Below are 15,530 nucleotides of genomic sequence, written 5' to 3'. Positions count from 1 at the left end.
GGTCAGCCGAGGATCCGGCGGAAGGTCTCCTGCAGGTCGGCGGCGAAGGCCTCCGGGTTCTCGTAGTGGACGAAGTGGCCACCCTTCAGGTGGGCGTTGACGTTGACCACGTTGAACATCCCGCGCGTCGGACCGTTCTCGAAGGCGGCGATCCGGTCCTCGACGGTGTCGATGGCCGGCGGGTACGCGTCGCCGAGCAGGAACGTGAACCCGGCCGGCGGCTCCACGACCGGCTGACGGTCGTGGGAGGGCACGAACCGGTAGCGCTCCGCGTTGCGGTACATCCGGATCGAGGTGCCGATCGACTGCGTCACCCAGAAGATGGTCGCCTGGGTGAGGATGAAGTCCCGCGGGAACGCCTCCTCGAAGTCGCCCCGCTTGTCGCTCCAGGCCTTCCAGCGCTTCAGCAGCCAGGCCAGCATCCCGATCGGGGAGTCGTTGAGGCCGTGCGTCAGCGTCGAGCCGTCCAGCATGTGCGCGGCGACGTGCGAGGCGTACGTGTCGACGAAGTACGTCCACCCGGTCCGCCACTCCTCCGAGGCATCCTCGGGGACCTTGGCACCGTCGGTCAGGTCCCAGAACCGCTCGTTCTCGAACATCCCGGGGACGAGATCATGGCCGTAGTGCAGGCCGATGATGCTCTCGGCGTACTTGTGGCCCAGCGCGCTCGTGACGAGGGCGCCGTAGTCGGAGCCGGCCACCGCGTACTTCTCGTAGCCGAGCACCCCGGTCATCAGCTCGTGCATGATGTCGGCGATCTTCCAGTAGTTCAGATCGCCGCGGCCGACGGGCGTGGAGAAGCCGAAGCCGGGGAGGTCCGGGATGATCACGTCGAACGACAGCGCCGGGTCGCCGCCGTGGGCGGCCGGGTCGGTCAACGGCTCGATGAGCTGGTAGCTGAACTCGCCGGGCCACGGCCAGCCGTGGTGGATGATCAGCGGGACCGGGTTCGGTCCCTTGCCGCGTGCGTGGACGAAGTGCACGGGAGTGCCGTCGATCTCGACCTGGTAGCGGTCGTAGGTGTTGAGCCGCTCCTCCTGGGCGCGCCAGTCGAAGCCGTCGGCCCAGTACTCGACGAGCGGCTCGAGGTACGCGGTGCTGATCCCGTAGTAGCCCTCCTCGTTGTCGAGGTCGTCGAAGAAGCGGGTCCGCCTCAGGCGGTCCCGGAGGTCGTCCAGGGCGTCCTGGGCGATGTCGATCTTGAAGGGGCTGAGCTCGGTGGGCTTGGTCATGATGTTTCCTGCTTTCTGGGTGAAGGTCAGTTGAAGAAGTCGAGCCGGACGCGGGTCTGGGTCAGCTCGGCGATCCGCCAGGAGCCGTCGGTCCTGACGAACCGGGCGTGGTAGTGGCCGAACCCGTGCATGCGGCGGAACGGGATGGCCTCGGACACATCGGCGTCCTCGGGCCGGGTGACGATGTCCTCCATCGCGAAGACGCCGTGCGCGCTCGTCGCGGAGTCGACGTCGATCTCGTCGGAGAACAGGTGGTGGATCAGGGTGACGCCGGGGCCGCCGCTGGCGCCGACGGTCGCGACGATCTCCTCGCGACCGTTCATGTGCAGCCAGACCGATCCGTCCGGCTTGTGCGGGGTGAAGGTGCCGTCCTCGGTGAACAGGTTCGCCAGGTCCTGCCAGCGCTGGTGGTCGGCGTAGCGGACGTAGCGGGCCATCAGGCGGCGTACGTCCTCGGTGATGCCGAGTCGCTCGAGGGTCTCCATGAGATTCCTTTCCTGTGTGGACTACTTGGTCCAAACAGGATGCTCCGCGAAATTTGGACCCACAAGTCCAGAATCTCGACGAAGTGAACCCCTCGCCTTACTGGCGGGTAACATTGCCCGGGTGACTGAGACTTCGTCCCCCACGACCACCCCTGAGGCGTACGGCATCGAGCGCCCCGAGGGCACCAGCTTCACGCTGACCGTGGTCCGTGCGGCGGACCCCGAGGCGCCGACGCTGCTGGTCGTGCCCGCGATGGGCATGCCGGCGGGCTACTACGACAAGCTGATCGTGGCCTTCGCGGAGGCGGGGATGAACGTCGGCCGGATGGAGCAGCGTGGCCATGAGGAGCTCGGCGGGCGCGTCGCTGGCTGGTCCTACGACTTCGGCTACGCCGACCTCGTCGACGACATCGCCGCCGCCGTCGACCGCATCGGCGAGCTGATCCCGGCCTCGGCCGGGGCGACGTACGTCCTCGGGCACAGCCTCGGCGGCCAGGCCGCCAGCGCCTACGCGGCACTGCACCCCGACCGGGTCGCCGGCCTGATCTATGTCGCCTCGCAGACGCCCTACTGGCGCAACTACGGCCCGGGATTCCTGGTCGCCAGCCAGGCGATGGGCCTGGTCGGTCGCGTCGTCGGCCACTTCCCCGGCAAGCAGCTCAAGTTCGCCGGCCGCGAGGCCCGCACCCTGATGAGGGAGTGGGCCCGGTACGCCCGCACCGGGCGCCTCCGCCTCGGCAGCCCGTCCCGCGACGTCACGCCGCTGATGCGCGCCCTGGAGAAGCCCGCGCTGATCGTGTCCATCGAGGGCGACTGGCTGGCACCCAGCGAGACGGTCGACGAGATCCACCGCCGGATGCCGGGGCTCGAGGTCGCCCGCGTGCACCTGGACGAACCCGGCATCGACCACTTCAAGTGGGCCCGGAAGCCGGACTCGACCATCAAGGCGGTTCTCGACTGGCTCTCGCGCTAGTTGTCGCCCCGCTCGTAGCCGCCGCTCTCGGTCAGACCACTCCTCAAGGTGCCGACCGAGCCGGCTTGACGCTCGCTCTGACGCGGTCGACAGTTGTGACGTGGAGATCGCGGTGCTCGGTCCACTGAGCGTGCACGGCGACCAGCGTCGGGTCGGTGGCCGTGACCGGTTGGTCTTGGCCGCCCTGACCACGGCACCGGGTGAGGCCTTCAGCGTCGACCGCCTTGCCGACATTCTCTGGGGGGATCGACCGCCGGCTTCATTTGCCAAGAACATCCAGGGCTGCGTGTCGCGCCTGCGCAGCCTGCTGGGAGCGGACGCGATCGGGACCGTGCCCAACGGGTATCGACTGACGGTGCCGGCCGGGACCCTGGACTCCCAGCGGTTCGAGGAGCTGCTGAAGCAGGCTCGGGCGCTCGTCGAGGATGACTGGGCTGCGGCGCGCGACCTGCTCGGGTCAGCGTTGGGTCTGTGGCGGGGGTCTGCCTACCCCGAGCTCGAGGACTGGGATCGGGGCCGGCAGGAGGCAGCGCGCCTCGAAGAGCTGCGACAAGACGCCGAGGAGCTGCTGATCGAAGGTGAGCTTCGCGCCGGCCGCCATCGCGAGATCGTCCCTCGCGCACGATCGATGGTTGACGCTGCGCCGATGCGCGAGCACCGATGGGCGCAGCTGGCCCTCGCCCTGTATCGCAGCGATCGGCAGGCGGAGGCCCTGCAGGCGCTGCGTCGCCTGCGTGCCCTCCTGTCCGACCAGCTCGGGCTGGACCCGGGCGAGGAGGTGCTGAGGCTCGAAGCCGCCATCCTCAACCACGACACGGACCTCAAGGCTGCTGCCGTCACCGTGACCCCCCGGCCACGGGCGCCGCGGACCGCCCCGCACAGTCCCGGGGCGCCCCCGGACCGTCGGCTGGCCGGAAGAGCGGAGGAGATGCAGGTACTGGGGGAGCTGCTGAGACGAGGGGTCGACGGCTCCCCGGGCGCCGTGATCGTCCATGGCGAGGCCGGCGTCGGGAAGACTCGGCTGATCATGGAGGCAGCCGACACGGCGCGGGATCTCGGGTACGACGTGTTGTGGGGCCGGTGTACGCGCTTCGGCGCTGCCTCGTCGCCGTACGCCCCGTTCGCGATGGCCCTGGAAGCCTGGTTGGCGAATGCATCGACGACAGCCCGAGCTGACCTCCTGGCCGCGGCGCCACGGCTGGACTCGGTCCTCCCCTCGCTCGTTTGGGCGGCAGGCGAGGAGTCCCAACGCCTCCTTCCGGAGATGGCGCGTGGCCTGGTACGGCTGGCGGCCCACGGCCCCGTTCTGCTCGTGATCGACGACCTGCAGTGGGCAGACGTCTCGTCGCTGGATCTGTTGGGGTACCTGATCGCAGGCTTCGATGCCCAGGACCTCGTAGTCATGGCGACGGTCCGCGACGAGGAGCTCGATCCGAGCCATCGACTGCACGGGTGGCTGGCCGACATTCGCAGATTCTCCGGAGTCCGGGAACTGCGGCTCCGCCGCCTGACGGTCGAGGAGACGGAGCAGCAGTTGAAGGTGCTGCTCGGCGCCACGCCGAGCCTGAAACTGCTGGAGGCGGTCTACAGCCGGTCCTTGGGCAATGCGTACTTCACCGAGCTGCTGGCGCAGGACCTCGACGTGGGAAGTGAAGCCGTTGCGGAGGCCCTCCCCGACGTCCTGGCGGATGCACTGCTGGCCGCGTGGCGCCGGCTCGGCCAGGACGCCCAAGAGGTCGCACGACTGCTCTCGGTCGCCGGCCGACCGCTGACGTTCGACGAGTACGCCGTCATGGCCGGCCTGATCGCACTCGACAGCCAGGACCTGTCCCGGTGCCTGGTGCAAGCGACCGCCGCTGGAGTGGTCACAGTCGACCGCGATGACCGCTACTGGTTCCGTCATCCGCTGGTGGCCGAAGTCCTCTACGACACCTTCCTCCCCGGGCAGGCCGCTCCGTTGCATGCGGCGATCGCCGGCACCTTGACCACGCCCAGTGGCTCGCGGGCCGGGGAGATGCGCCGCTGGGGAGACCTCGCTCTGCACCACGAACGGGCGGGTGCCGTCGATGAGGCGGTCCGTTGCTCGCTGGCGGCGGCCGGGCTGGCGGAGCAATTGCGCGTCTTCCCCGAGCAGCTGACCCACCTGAGGCGCGTCATCGAGCTCCTGCCGAGGGCCGGTGAACCGACCCGGCGGGCTGTCGGCGATGACGTCCTCCTGCTCACCCGTGCGGCGGAGGTGGCCGCATTGACGGGCGACTTCGATGCGGAGTATGACTGGCTCGCCCGCGCCCGCGTGCTCGTTGATCGAACCACGCACCCCCTCCTGGCTTCGAAGATCCTGTGCCTGTGGTGCGACGCGGAGTTCCATTCCGGACACAGCTCGGAACGGCCCATGGTCGAAGTCCGCGAGGCGGTCGACCTGGCGTCGGCATTCCCTGACAGCGTGGAATACGTGCGGGCTCTGAGCCTCCTGTCCGGGACCGAATCTTGGCGAGGACTGCCAGCGGCCGCTGAACACGCCGAGCAGGCGCTCGCGGCCGCCATCCGGTGCGGTACGGACCTTGCGCAAGCCGTCGCCCTCCAAGCCCAGACGTTTGCAGTGTTCGGCAGCGGCCGCGCGACGTACCACGAGTCACAGCGGGGCGACGCCGAGCGGGCGCACGAACTGGCGCTGTCCATCGGCGACCCCGGCTTGCTCGGCCAGACCGGGTGGGCGCTGACGACCTTCACACAATGGCCGGGGGAAACTCGACGCGTGGCACAGTCGGCCTACGGCGATGTCGCCGCCCGCGGATCACCGGTCCCTGGAGCCTGGATCGCCATCATCGCTGCAGACGCCGCCCTGTGCGAAGGGGATCTGGCCGGAGCACGCGACTCGCTCCGGGAGATTCTGGCCGCTCGGCTCGCCAAGAGCACCGGTGTGGCCGCCAGGCTGACGGCCTGTGTCCTCGCTTGCCGGCTGGGGAGACTCGACGAAGCGGACCAGCACCTGCACCGCGCCGAGGAACTGATCCCGGACTTCCTATCCATGGTCGGCCTGCTGGGCGCAAGAGCCCGAGCGGAGCACTTGATTAGCCATGACAGACCCGAGCAGGCAGGACAGATGGTCCTCGACCATCTCCAACTCGACCACAGCGATCCAGACACGGCCGCCGACCTGCTGCGGTTGGGTGCGTGGGCCGCTGCGGATCTGGCGTCGGTCGACTCCTCGGGAACCGGGTCGACAGGTCGCGGGCAACGCCTGCTCGACAGGCTGATCGAGGAAGCAGAGTTGCTTCCCTGGGATCCGTTCGCAGCCCAACCCGAGCTGCGGACGCTGTTCGAGGCAGAATCGGCTCGTTGTCGTCGAAGCGACGACGAGGTCGATCTCTGGCACGCCGCCCTCGACCGTTGCATCAGCGCCCATTGGGGTTGGGAAGAGGCCGTCGCTTCGTGGCGCTGCGCCGAGGCGACAGTGAGGACGGGGCAGTCCAGCCAGACGGACACCATGGTTGAGCATGCCCTTCAACTGGCCCGGGAGATGGGCGCCGAGCCCATCGAGCGAGCGGTGGTGGCCCTGACCGCGCGCGACGTGGATAAGCCGGCGATGCGCTAGTCGCGTACGCATTTCCGCCAACCCGCGACCCCACCTTTGAAGTGGCCCGATCGGGCCGGTAAGACTCGCCTTCGAGACTGCGATCCCACACCCCGCCGCGGTCTCAGAAAGGTGAGAACATGCCAGTCTTCGACGACGGCCAGAAAGAGACCGAGGTCCCCGAGACCGAGGATGTCGTGACCACCGACGTCCTCGTCGTCGGATCCGGCCCGGCCGGCGCGTCCGCCGCGCTCTTCCTGAGCGAGCTCGGTGTCGACAACATCATGATCACGAAGTACCGCTGGACCGCGAACACCCCGCGCGCACACATCACCAACCAGCGCGCGATGGAGATCTTCCGCGACCTGGGCATCGAGGAGCAGGTGCTGGCCGACGCGACGCCGCACGAGCTCGTCGGTGACACCGTCTTCTGCACGAGCATCGCCGGCGAGGAGATCGGCCGGATCCGCACCTGGGGCACCCGCCCCGACCGTGAGGCCGACTACCAGCTCGCCTCGCCGTGCCTGACCGTCGACATCCCGCAGACGTACCTCGAGCCGATCCTGGTCCGCAACGCGACCGAGCGCGGCACCCAGACGCGGTTCTCCACCGAGTACCTCAGCCACACCCAGGACGACGAGGGCGTCACCACGATCGCCCGCGACCGGCTGACCGGCCACGAGTACAAGATCCGGTCGAAGTTCCTCATCGGCGCCGACGGCGCCCGCACCCAGGTCGGCGCCGACATCGACCTGCCGCTCGAAGGCGCGATGGACATCGCCGGGTCGATGAACATCACCTTCAAGGCCGACCTCTCCGAGCTCGTCGACCACCGCCCCTCCGTCCTCTACTGGGTCATCCAGCCGGGCTCGAACGTCGGCGGCATCGGCACCGGCCTGGTCCGCATGGTCCGCCCGTGGGACGAGTGGCTGATCGTGTGGGGCTACGACATCAACCAGCCGCCGCCGGAGCTGACCGAGGAGTACGCGGTCAAGGTCATCCGCGACCTGCTCGGGATGCCCGACCTGGAGCCGGACGTGACCGGCTACTCGCTGTGGGGCGTGAACGAGATGTACGCGACCCACGCCCAGAAGGGGCGCGTCTTCTGCGCCGGCGACGCCATCCACCGGCACCCGCCGTCGAACGGTCTCGGCTCGAACACGTCCATCCAGGACTCCTACAACCTGGCCTGGAAGCTCGCCGCCGTGGTCCAGGGCTACGCCGAGCCGTCGCTGCTGGAGTCCTACTCCACCGAGCGCGCCCCGGTCGCCAAGCGCATCGTCACCCGCGCCAACCAGTCCGCGCGCGAGTTCGGTGAGCTCTTCGAGGCGCTCGGTGTCGTCGGTCTCGAGGGCGAGGAGATGGCGGCCGCCATCGAGGAGCGCAAGGCGAACACCCCCGAGGGTGCCGCCAAGCGGGCCGCCCTGGTCACCGCGATGGAGCGCAAGAACTACGAGTTCAACGCCCACGGCGTCGAGCTCGGCCAGTTCTACGAGTCCGACGCGATCGTCTCCGACGGCACCCGGCCTGCGCCGACCGACGACGAGGACCTCTACCACCGGATGTCGACCTCGCCGGGCGCCCACCTGCCGCACGCCTGGGTCGGCGACAACGTCGAGAAGCACGCGATGCTCGACCTCGCCCCCTACACGCAGTGGACGCTGATCACCGGCGTCGCCGGCGAGGCGTGGTCGGAGGCGGCGGACGCGGCCCGGACGAAGTTCGGGATCCCGCTCCAGACCGTCGTCATCGGCCCCGGCCGCGAGGTGACCGACCTCTACTTCGACTGGGCCAAGCTTCGCGAGGTCGAGGAGTCGGGCGCGATCCTGGTCCGTCCCGACAAGCACGTCGCCTGGCGCTCCATGTCGCTTCCCGACGACCCCGGCGCCGTGCTGGGCGAGGCGGTCGCGACGCTGCTGGGCAAGGCCTGATCGTTCCGGCTGAGCGGGGGGAATCTCATGAAGTTCATGCATGAATCGCTGCCGCAGCGGGTCCGCTTCGCCACCGGCGAGGCGGCCGCTGCGGTGGCAGCCGAGATCGAGGCTCTCGGGGCTCGGCGAGTGATGGTCGTCGCCGGTGCGCGCGAGGCCGAGCTCGCCACCCGGGTGACCGATCTCGTCCCGGTCGCGCTGCGCCACGACGAGGTCGTGATGCACGTCCCGGTCGAGGTCGCCGAGCGGGCTCGGGACCGGGCTGCCGAGGCCGCGGTCGACGCGCTGGTGTGCGTCGGCGGCGGCTCGACCACCGGCCTGGCCAAGGCCGTCGCGCTCACCACGGGGCTGCCGATCGTGGCGGTCCCGACGACGTACGCCGGGTCCGAGGCGACCAACGTCTGGGGCCTGACCTCGGGGGAGACCAAGACGACCGGGATCGACGCACGCGTGCTGCCGAGGTCGGTCGTCTACGACGCCTCGCTGCTGACCACGCTGCCCGGCGAGATGACCGTCGCCAGCGGCCTGAACGCGCTCGCTCACTGCATCGACGCGATGTGGGGTCCGCGGGTGGACCCCATCGACCGGGTCAACGCCGCCGAGGGCATCCGAGGGCTCGCCACCGGACTGCCGCTGGTCGCCGCTGACTCCGCGAACATCGAGGGGATCGAGCAGACTCTCTACGGCGCCTACCTGGCGGCGGTCTCGTTCACGTCCGCCGGCTCGGGGATGCACCACAAGATCTGCCACGTGCTCGGCGGCATGTTCAACCTGCCGCACGCCCAGACCCATGCGGTCGTGCTCCCGCACGTGCTCGCCTTCAACGCGCCGGCCGCCCCCGAGGCGGAGGCACGGATCGCGGCTGCCTTCGGGGCGCCGAGCGCCGTGGCCGGGCTCGACGCGCTGCGCACGGCGCTCTCGGTGCCGAAGGCGCTCAAGGACTACGGCATGCCCGAGGACGGCATCGCCAGGGCGGTCGCCCCGATCATGGCCGCCATCCCCGACAACAACCCGACCCCGGTCACCGAGGAGAACCTGACCGCGCTGCTGACCGCGGCGTGGGTGGGAGAGGAGAGCTGATGAGCGACGTAGTCGGCGTATCGCCGGAGCAGCAGGCGGTCGAGCAGACCCTGGTCGACACCGTGGTCGCGTCCTTCGACGCCTGCGAGGACCCGCGCCTGAAGGAGGTCATGGTCTCGCTGACCCGACACCTGCACGCCTTCATCCGCGACGTACGCCTCACCGAGGAGGAGTGGGGCGCCGCCATCGAGTTCCTGACCGCGGCCGGCCACATCACCGACGACGTACGCCAGGAGTTCATCCTCCTCTCCGACACCCTCGGCGCCTCGATGCAGACGATCAACATCAACAACCAGGCGTACGCCGACGCGACCGAGGCCACGGTCTTCGGGCCCTTCTTCGTGGAGGACTCCCCAGGGATCGAGCTGGGTGGGGACATGGCCTTCGGGGCCCCGGGGGAGCCGTGCTGGGTCACCGGGACGGTCACCGGCACCGACGGAAAGCCGCTGGTCGGGGCGAGGATCGAGGTCTGGGAGGCCGACGAGGACGGGCTCTACGACGTCCAGCGCGACGCGGGCGCGAGGGCGGCCCGGGCGCACCTGTTCACCGACGCCGAGGGTGGCTACCGGTTCTGGGGGCTGACGCCCACGCCGTACCCGATCCCCGACGACGGCCCCGTCGGCAAGATGCTGGCCGCGGTCGGGCGCTCGCCGCTGCGCGCCTCGCACCTGCACTTCATGGTCACCCACGAGGGCTGCCGCACGCTGGTCACCCACATCTTCCCCGAGGGCGACCCGATCGGCTGGAAGGACACCGTCTTCGGGGTCAAGGAGTCGCTGATCAAGCGGTTCGAGCAGCAGCCCGCCGGGACGCCGACGCCGGACGGACGGGTCGTCGACGGCACCTGGTCGAAGGTGCGGTTCGACATCGTCCTCGCGCCCATGGGGGCCTGATACGTCCCTGGCGTGCTTCGGCCACAGGGGTGTTGCCCGGGCACGTCAGGGACCCCCTCACGGGGCCCGATGGACGATGTAGGTGAAGTCCTCGTGGAGCAGGACGTTGCCGGCGGAGTCCGTGATCGTGAGGTGGTCGGTCACCCGGGAGTCGGGCGGATACGAGTCGAGATGGATCGGTACGTCGGTCCAGGTCTTGCCCTCGGGAACGACCGCGCCCTTCACGTCGAGCCCGCCCGGTGGTGCCGGATGGTCCAGGGTGATCCGAAGGGTGCCGCTGAACCAGCCCTCGTTCCCCTCGGTCTCGTCGGGCGTCAGGATCGGCTCGTTCACCGTGAACCGGTCCCCGGCCCGGAACGATCGGATCTCCGGCCTGACCTGCATCACCCGGGTGGCGCTCTTCCGGTTCCGGGTCGCCTTGATCGTCACGTTGAACGCGGGCAAGGTGCCGGTGGCGGGCCCCTTCGTGACCGCGGTGAAGGACGCCGTACGCCGCCCGGCCTGGATCGTGAGCGTGCCCGGGACCGTGACCCAGGACGAGCTCGAGGTGAGACTCACCGCCAGGGACGTCTTGGCGACGCAGTCGAGCGTGACGGTCCCGGTGGCCTTCTGCCCGGCATGGACGTAGGCGGGCAGGGCCACGGTCGTCGGCACCGGCGTCGGGTAGCACGGGGTGGCTGTGCGGACGAGTGTCGCGCGGCGTACGACCTGCTTGTAGACCGCTTTGACCCGGCCGCTGCTGCGCACCGTCGTGGGTGAGGTCCGGACGGTGACTGCGCGCGTGCTCCGGCCACCGGCGACATAGACGTACGCCGGGACCCGGATGCCGGTGCTGGCCCACAGCTGCACCTTGGCGCGCCTGGGAGTCCGGCAGCTGAGCCGGATCGTGGCGGTGGTCGAGGAGCCTCCGGTCACGGTGCTCCTGGCGAGGGTCAGCGACTTGAGCGTCGGCCGACAGGCCGCCTCCGCCGCCGGTGCCGTCACCGCGGCAGGCACGTTGAGGACGGCGACGGCCAGGACGAGGCCGAGGACGAGTCGGCCGATACAGCGTGGCATGGGGTACCTCCAGGTCCTCGGAAGGTATCGAAACCCCCGGCACGCACGGCTCGCTCGGGCCGGGGGTCCCTCAGATCAGGTACCCGGGTCGAAGTCGACCTTGAGCGAGTCGAGGATGGAGGTGATGCTCTGCTCGGTGCTCGCCTTCTCGATCCCGGCCTCATGGAGGATCCCGGCGCCGTCCTCGTGCTCGAGGAGGGCGAGCAGGATGTGCTCCGTGCCGACGTAGGAGTGCTCGAGCCGCAGGGCCTCGCGGAAGGTCAGCTCCAGCACCTTCTTGGCGTCGGCCGTGAACGGGATCATCTCGCCGACCTCGCCGTAAGGGGCCGGGGTGGCGGCCGTCGCCGCCGCGCGCACGGCGTCGAGGGTCACGTCCTGGGCCCTGATCGCGTGGCCCGCGACGCCCTCCGGCTCGGCGAGGAGGCCGAGCACCAGGTGAGGTACGCCGGTCTCCGCGTTCGCGGCCTTCCGTGCCTCCCCCTGGGCGGCGACGACCACCGTCCGCGCACGCGGGGTGAACTTCGCGAACCCGGCTTGCGGGTCGAGCGACTGGTCACCGGCCTTGGGGACGTACTTCTTCTGGGCGGCCTGCTTCGTCACCCCCATCCGGGTGCCGATCTCGGTCCAGGACGCCCCGGAGCGGCGGGCCTGGTCCACGAAGTGCCCGATCAGATGGTCGGCCACCTCGCCCAGGTGCTCGCCGACCACCATCGCGTCGGCCAGCTGGTCCAGGGGCTCGTGCCGAGCCTTCTTGATCGAGTCGATCAGGGTGTCGAGGCGCACGGCCTTGAGGGCAGGGTCTGCATCGCGGGGAGTCGTCATGCGTCAACTCTAGGTTGACGAGCGCGAGGCGTCAACCATTGGTTGACGCCTCGCGCCCGGGCAGTAATAGACGCAGGGCCGGTCATCCGTGTGGATGACCGGCCCTGCGTACGTGGTGCGTCAGGCGTTGGAGATCTGGATCATCTCGTCGCGGGGGACGACCTTGATCCGCTCGCGGCCCTGGGCCTCGCCGAGCGAGCGCTCGTGGTTGTCGAGCCTCTCCCAGCCCTCGATGGTGGTGAACTCGACGCCCTTGCCGGACAGGTGCTCGAGGACCGCCGCGGGCGAGCCGTGCTCGGCGGGCTTGAGCTTGTCGAGGTCGTGGAGGAGGTTGTCGATGGTCTCCTTGGCGTCGGACTTGGTGTGACCGATGAGGCCGACCGGTCCGCGCTTGACCCACCCGGTGACGTACGTGCCGTTGATGTGCTCGCCGTTGAGGTCGAGCACCCGGCCGCCGGCGTTGGGGATGACGCCGTTCTCGCCGTCGAAGGGCACATCGGGGAGGGCCTCGGAGAGGTAGCCGACGGCGCGGTAGACGGCCTGGACCGGGGTGTCGGTGAACTCGCCGGTGCCGGTGACGGTGCCGTCGCCGTTGTATTCGGTCTTCTCGCTGCGCAGTGCGACCACCTGGCCGTCCTCGCCGAGGATCTCGACGGGGTTCTGCATCATGTGGATGACGATCTTGTGGGGCTTGTCGCCGGCGGGCGCCTCCATGTACTTCAGGAGGATGTCGGCCACGAGCTTGGTCGCCTTGTGGCTCTGGATCGCCTTCTCGCCGGCCTCGTCGATCTCGAAGCCCTCCTCCTCGACGACGACGTCGACCGAGGGGGAGTGCGAGAGCTCGCGCAGCTCCATCGGGCTGAACTTGATGTGCGCCGGGCCGCGGCGGGCGTAGACGTGGATCGTCTTGGCCGGGTTCTTCTTCAGGCCCTGGTAGACGTTGTCGGACACCTCGGTGACCAGCTGCTCGTCGGCGGGCTTGGCCAGCATGCGGGCGACGTCGAGCGCGACGTTTCCGGCGCCGAGGACGGCGACCTCCTCGGCGTCGAGGGGCCACTCCCGCGAGACGTCGGGGTGTCCGGCGTACCAGCTGACGAAGTCGGCCGCGCCGTAGGACTGGGGCAGGTCGATCCCCGGAATGTCGAGCTCACGGTCGGCCATCGCGCCGGTGGCGAAGATGACGGCGTCGTAGAACCGGTGCAGGTCGTCGAGCTTGAGGTCGGTGCCGAAGTCGACGTTGCCGATGAAGCGGATGCTGTCCTGGTTCAGGACGCGCTTCAGAGCCTTGATGATCTCCTTGATTCGCGGGTGGTCAGGAGCCACGCCGTAGCGAACCAGGCCGTAGGGAGCAGGCAGGCGCTCGATGACGTCGACGCGCGCACCAGGGTGCTCCTTCGTGAGGATGTCGGCAGCGTAGATGCCGGCCGGGCCGGCACCGACGATCGCAACGCGGATGTCACGCATAAGGGAGTTCAACCTTCCGTGGATGTACTAAGGCAAGCCTAAAGGGGGTCGTGTAACCCTCCGAATCCGTTCCACCAGGTGGTTACGCGGCCATGCGTGGGTTTCACGCTCAATCCTAGAATGTGTTCTTGTCTTGGGTATGTCTGGGAACGTGATCTCGGACACGTACGGCGCGTCGGATCTTGTTCTTCGGGCCGCGCGGACGTGGCCGTTTCTTCGTTTCGGCGAGAGTGTGGCGCAGCGGATTCGGGTGGGCATGGGCTTGGGTCGTGGGCTGGTCGTGCGCGAGCAGCCCGGCGCCTTGTGTGCCTACGGCAGTGGGCGTGACCTTGTGAATGGTTCACAAGGTCACTGGCGCATTGCTGGGGTCGGTTCAATGCTGGCCGGGTCACGAACTCGCCACTGACCCGAAGCGTTCCCCGGGGACGCGGAGGCCGGTCGACGGTTGGGGTGCCAGCTCGGCCGACACCCGGCGGAGCGATTTCTGACCCGGCTGGTTAGGGGCGGCGGGTGAATCGGATGGTGCCGTCCGGTAGGCGTTCATGGGTGTAGGCCGGGGTGTGGGCCAGGCGGTGATGATGGAGGCAGAGCAGAGCCGCGTCTTTGAGGTTGGTCGTGCCGCCGGCGGCCCAGGGGTCGAGGTGGTGGGCGTCGCACCATTCGGGTGGCATGTCACACCCTTCGGCTTGGCAGCACTTGGCCTGCAGCCGGAGTGCCTTGCGCTGGATCGGCTGGAAGAACCTGCTGGCCCGGCCGGCGTCAAGGACCTCACCCTCGCTGCCGAGCACCCAGGGAATGATGGTCGCGTTACACGCCATCCGCCGGGCCTCCGCGGCGGTGATGGTGGTCCCGTTGGTCTCGTCGTAGCCCAGGGTCGCGGTGCCGAGGTCCTTGCGGAGCTCCTCCAGGGAGATCACCACGTTGAGGGTGGTGGCGTCGCCGCCGTGGCGGGGCAGCGCTGCGGGGTCGAGGGTCTCCAACAGGCGGGCGAACCCTTGGCCCATCAACCGCTCCCAGGGCGGCAGCGGCGCGCCCTTCTCGACGAGCTGTTGTTTGCGGGGTTGGGCGTAGGCCTCGACCAGCCGCTTGAGCCGCATCCCGACCGAGACCGGCAGCACCCCGTCGAACCCGACGGTCCCGTCGTGGTTGTCCCACACCCGCAGCGCGGTCTTCTGCTGGGCGCGTTCTTCCTCGGCGAGGAGGGCTTGGGCTTCAGCGTCTTCGAACCGGGCCGGGTCGATCTCGGCCAGGATCTTCCGGCCCACGATCGCCAGCTCGCTGGCGGTCAGCCGGGTGGCGTAGTCGACCAGCAGCTTCTCGGCCAAGACCAAGTCTTCGGCGCTGGCGACCGGGTCGGCCTCGATCTTGTCCAGGGCCGTCGTGATCACGCGGGCCTTGTCCGGGGAGACGACACCGGCCGCGAGACTGTCGGCGACGAGCTCGTACGTGGCGATCTTGGTGGCGAGTTTGATCTGCGACCGGGCCACGGCCTTGTCGACCAAGAGCTCGGCGCGCATCCAGGCGGAGGCGTCCTTGTCGCCGGTCTCTTCGGCGATATCACCAGATGACGCGAGCACCCGGAGCTTCAACGCGGCCTGCTGGGTCTGGATCGTCTCCAGGCGGGCCAGCAGGTCCTTCTTGGTCGAGGTCCGCCAATAGGCGGGGTCGCTGGCGAGCAGGTCGTGGAGGGAGGACTCGATGGCGGCGAGAGCAGTGTCGATCGCATCGCCGGGGTGGCTGCCCCAGTGGTCGACGTCGCGGTCCAGACTCATCGTGATCCCTCCCCTCAGAGGCGTGTCGTGATGGGTCTGATTCTACGCCCGCGAGGGGATACCTAGCCACCTATAGGTGCAGGTCAGAGGCTATTTTCGCGGTGAGCGAACGGCCTCGCTTCTGTGGATGGTAAGTGGCCCGAAGGGCCACCCCCCACCCCTACAAGCCCCACTGTTCCAGCAGGATTCCGCTGCGCCACACCCGGGCCGCCGCCCCGATAGCCAGCCAAGTCTTTTCTCGATCTGGT

General features: G+C 69.1%; 11 protein-coding genes. 5 read left to right on the top strand and 6 right to left on the bottom strand.

Translation table 11 applies throughout. From position 1 onward, the window contains the following. Positions 1-2: 2 nt before the first annotated feature. Both BLT25_RS07415 and BLT25_RS07410 read right to left on the bottom strand, forming a co-directional pair. Positions 3-1,232 carry an epoxide hydrolase family protein gene (locus BLT25_RS07415; protein WP_091043780.1) on the bottom strand — a complete coding sequence of 410 codons (1,230 nt, stop codon included), beginning with the start codon at positions 1,230-1,232 and terminating at the stop codon, positions 3-5. A gap of 26 nt (positions 1,233-1,258) precedes the next feature. Then, positions 1,259-1,717, bottom strand: a complete 459-nt coding sequence (locus BLT25_RS07410) for a nuclear transport factor 2 family protein (RefSeq protein ID WP_091043777.1) — start codon at positions 1,715-1,717, stop codon at positions 1,259-1,261. A gap of 121 nt (positions 1,718-1,838) precedes the next feature. Here BLT25_RS07410 and BLT25_RS07405 point away from each other — a divergent pair, with 121 nt between their 5' ends. The 5 genes from BLT25_RS07405 to BLT25_RS07385 all read left to right on the top strand — a co-directional run bounded on the left by BLT25_RS07405 (position 1,839) and on the right by BLT25_RS07385 (position 10,168). Then, positions 1,839-2,690, top strand: a complete 852-nt coding sequence (locus tag BLT25_RS07405; protein ID WP_176883678.1) for an alpha/beta fold hydrolase — start codon at positions 1,839-1,841, stop codon at positions 2,688-2,690. Between the two features lie 100 nt (positions 2,691-2,790). Next, positions 2,791-6,285 (top strand): ATP-binding protein, encoded by a 3,495-nt coding sequence (locus tag BLT25_RS07400; RefSeq protein WP_091043775.1) that lies wholly within the window; start codon positions 2,791-2,793, stop codon positions 6,283-6,285. A 119-nt stretch (positions 6,286-6,404) separates the two neighbouring features. Further along, a complete protein-coding gene (locus BLT25_RS07395; protein WP_091043773.1) occupies positions 6,405-8,195 on the top strand; it encodes an FAD-dependent oxidoreductase in 1,791 nt (596 codons plus the stop codon). Positions 8,196-8,231: 36 nt separating this feature from the next. Then, the gene (locus BLT25_RS07390) at positions 8,232-9,275 is read left to right on the top strand and encodes a maleylacetate reductase (protein ID WP_256328495.1); all 1,044 of its coding nucleotides are present in this window, start codon (positions 8,232-8,234) and stop codon (positions 9,273-9,275) included. Continuing rightward, positions 9,275-10,168 carry a dioxygenase family protein gene (locus BLT25_RS07385; protein WP_091043769.1) on the top strand — a complete coding sequence of 298 codons (894 nt, stop codon included), beginning with the start codon at positions 9,275-9,277 and terminating at the stop codon, positions 10,166-10,168. Before BLT25_RS07390 ends, BLT25_RS07385 begins: the two co-directional genes overlap by 1 nt. A 57-nt stretch (positions 10,169-10,225) precedes the next feature. On the opposite strand, the gene BLT25_RS07380 is transcribed toward BLT25_RS07385, so the two are convergent. From BLT25_RS07380 to BLT25_RS07365, 4 genes are all read right to left on the bottom strand, one after another. Beyond that, entirely contained in the window at positions 10,226-11,224 is a 999-nt protein-coding gene (locus BLT25_RS07380; protein WP_091043767.1) for a hypothetical protein, read from the bottom strand. A 75-nt stretch (positions 11,225-11,299) separates the two neighbouring features. Continuing rightward, positions 11,300-12,046, bottom strand: coding sequence for a Clp protease N-terminal domain-containing protein (locus BLT25_RS07375; protein ID WP_091043764.1), 747 nt, complete (start codon positions 12,044-12,046; stop codon positions 11,300-11,302). A 120-nt stretch (positions 12,047-12,166) separates the two neighbouring features. Then, positions 12,167-13,510 (bottom strand): FAD-dependent oxidoreductase, encoded by a 1,344-nt coding sequence (locus tag BLT25_RS07370; RefSeq protein ID WP_091043762.1) that lies wholly within the window; start codon positions 13,508-13,510, stop codon positions 12,167-12,169. A 497-nt stretch (positions 13,511-14,007) separates the two neighbouring features. Then, positions 14,008-15,282, bottom strand: coding sequence for an HNH endonuclease signature motif containing protein (locus BLT25_RS07365; protein ID WP_091043759.1), 1,275 nt, complete (start codon positions 15,280-15,282; stop codon positions 14,008-14,010). Positions 15,283-15,530: the final 248 nt, after the last annotated feature.

The organism is Nocardioides sp. YR527 (genome assembly GCF_900101045.1).
Classification (GTDB): domain Bacteria; phylum Actinomycetota; class Actinomycetes; order Propionibacteriales; family Nocardioidaceae; genus Nocardioides.
Note: the sequence above shows the minus strand (reverse complement) of the source record. Positions and strands in the feature narration are given on the sequence as shown.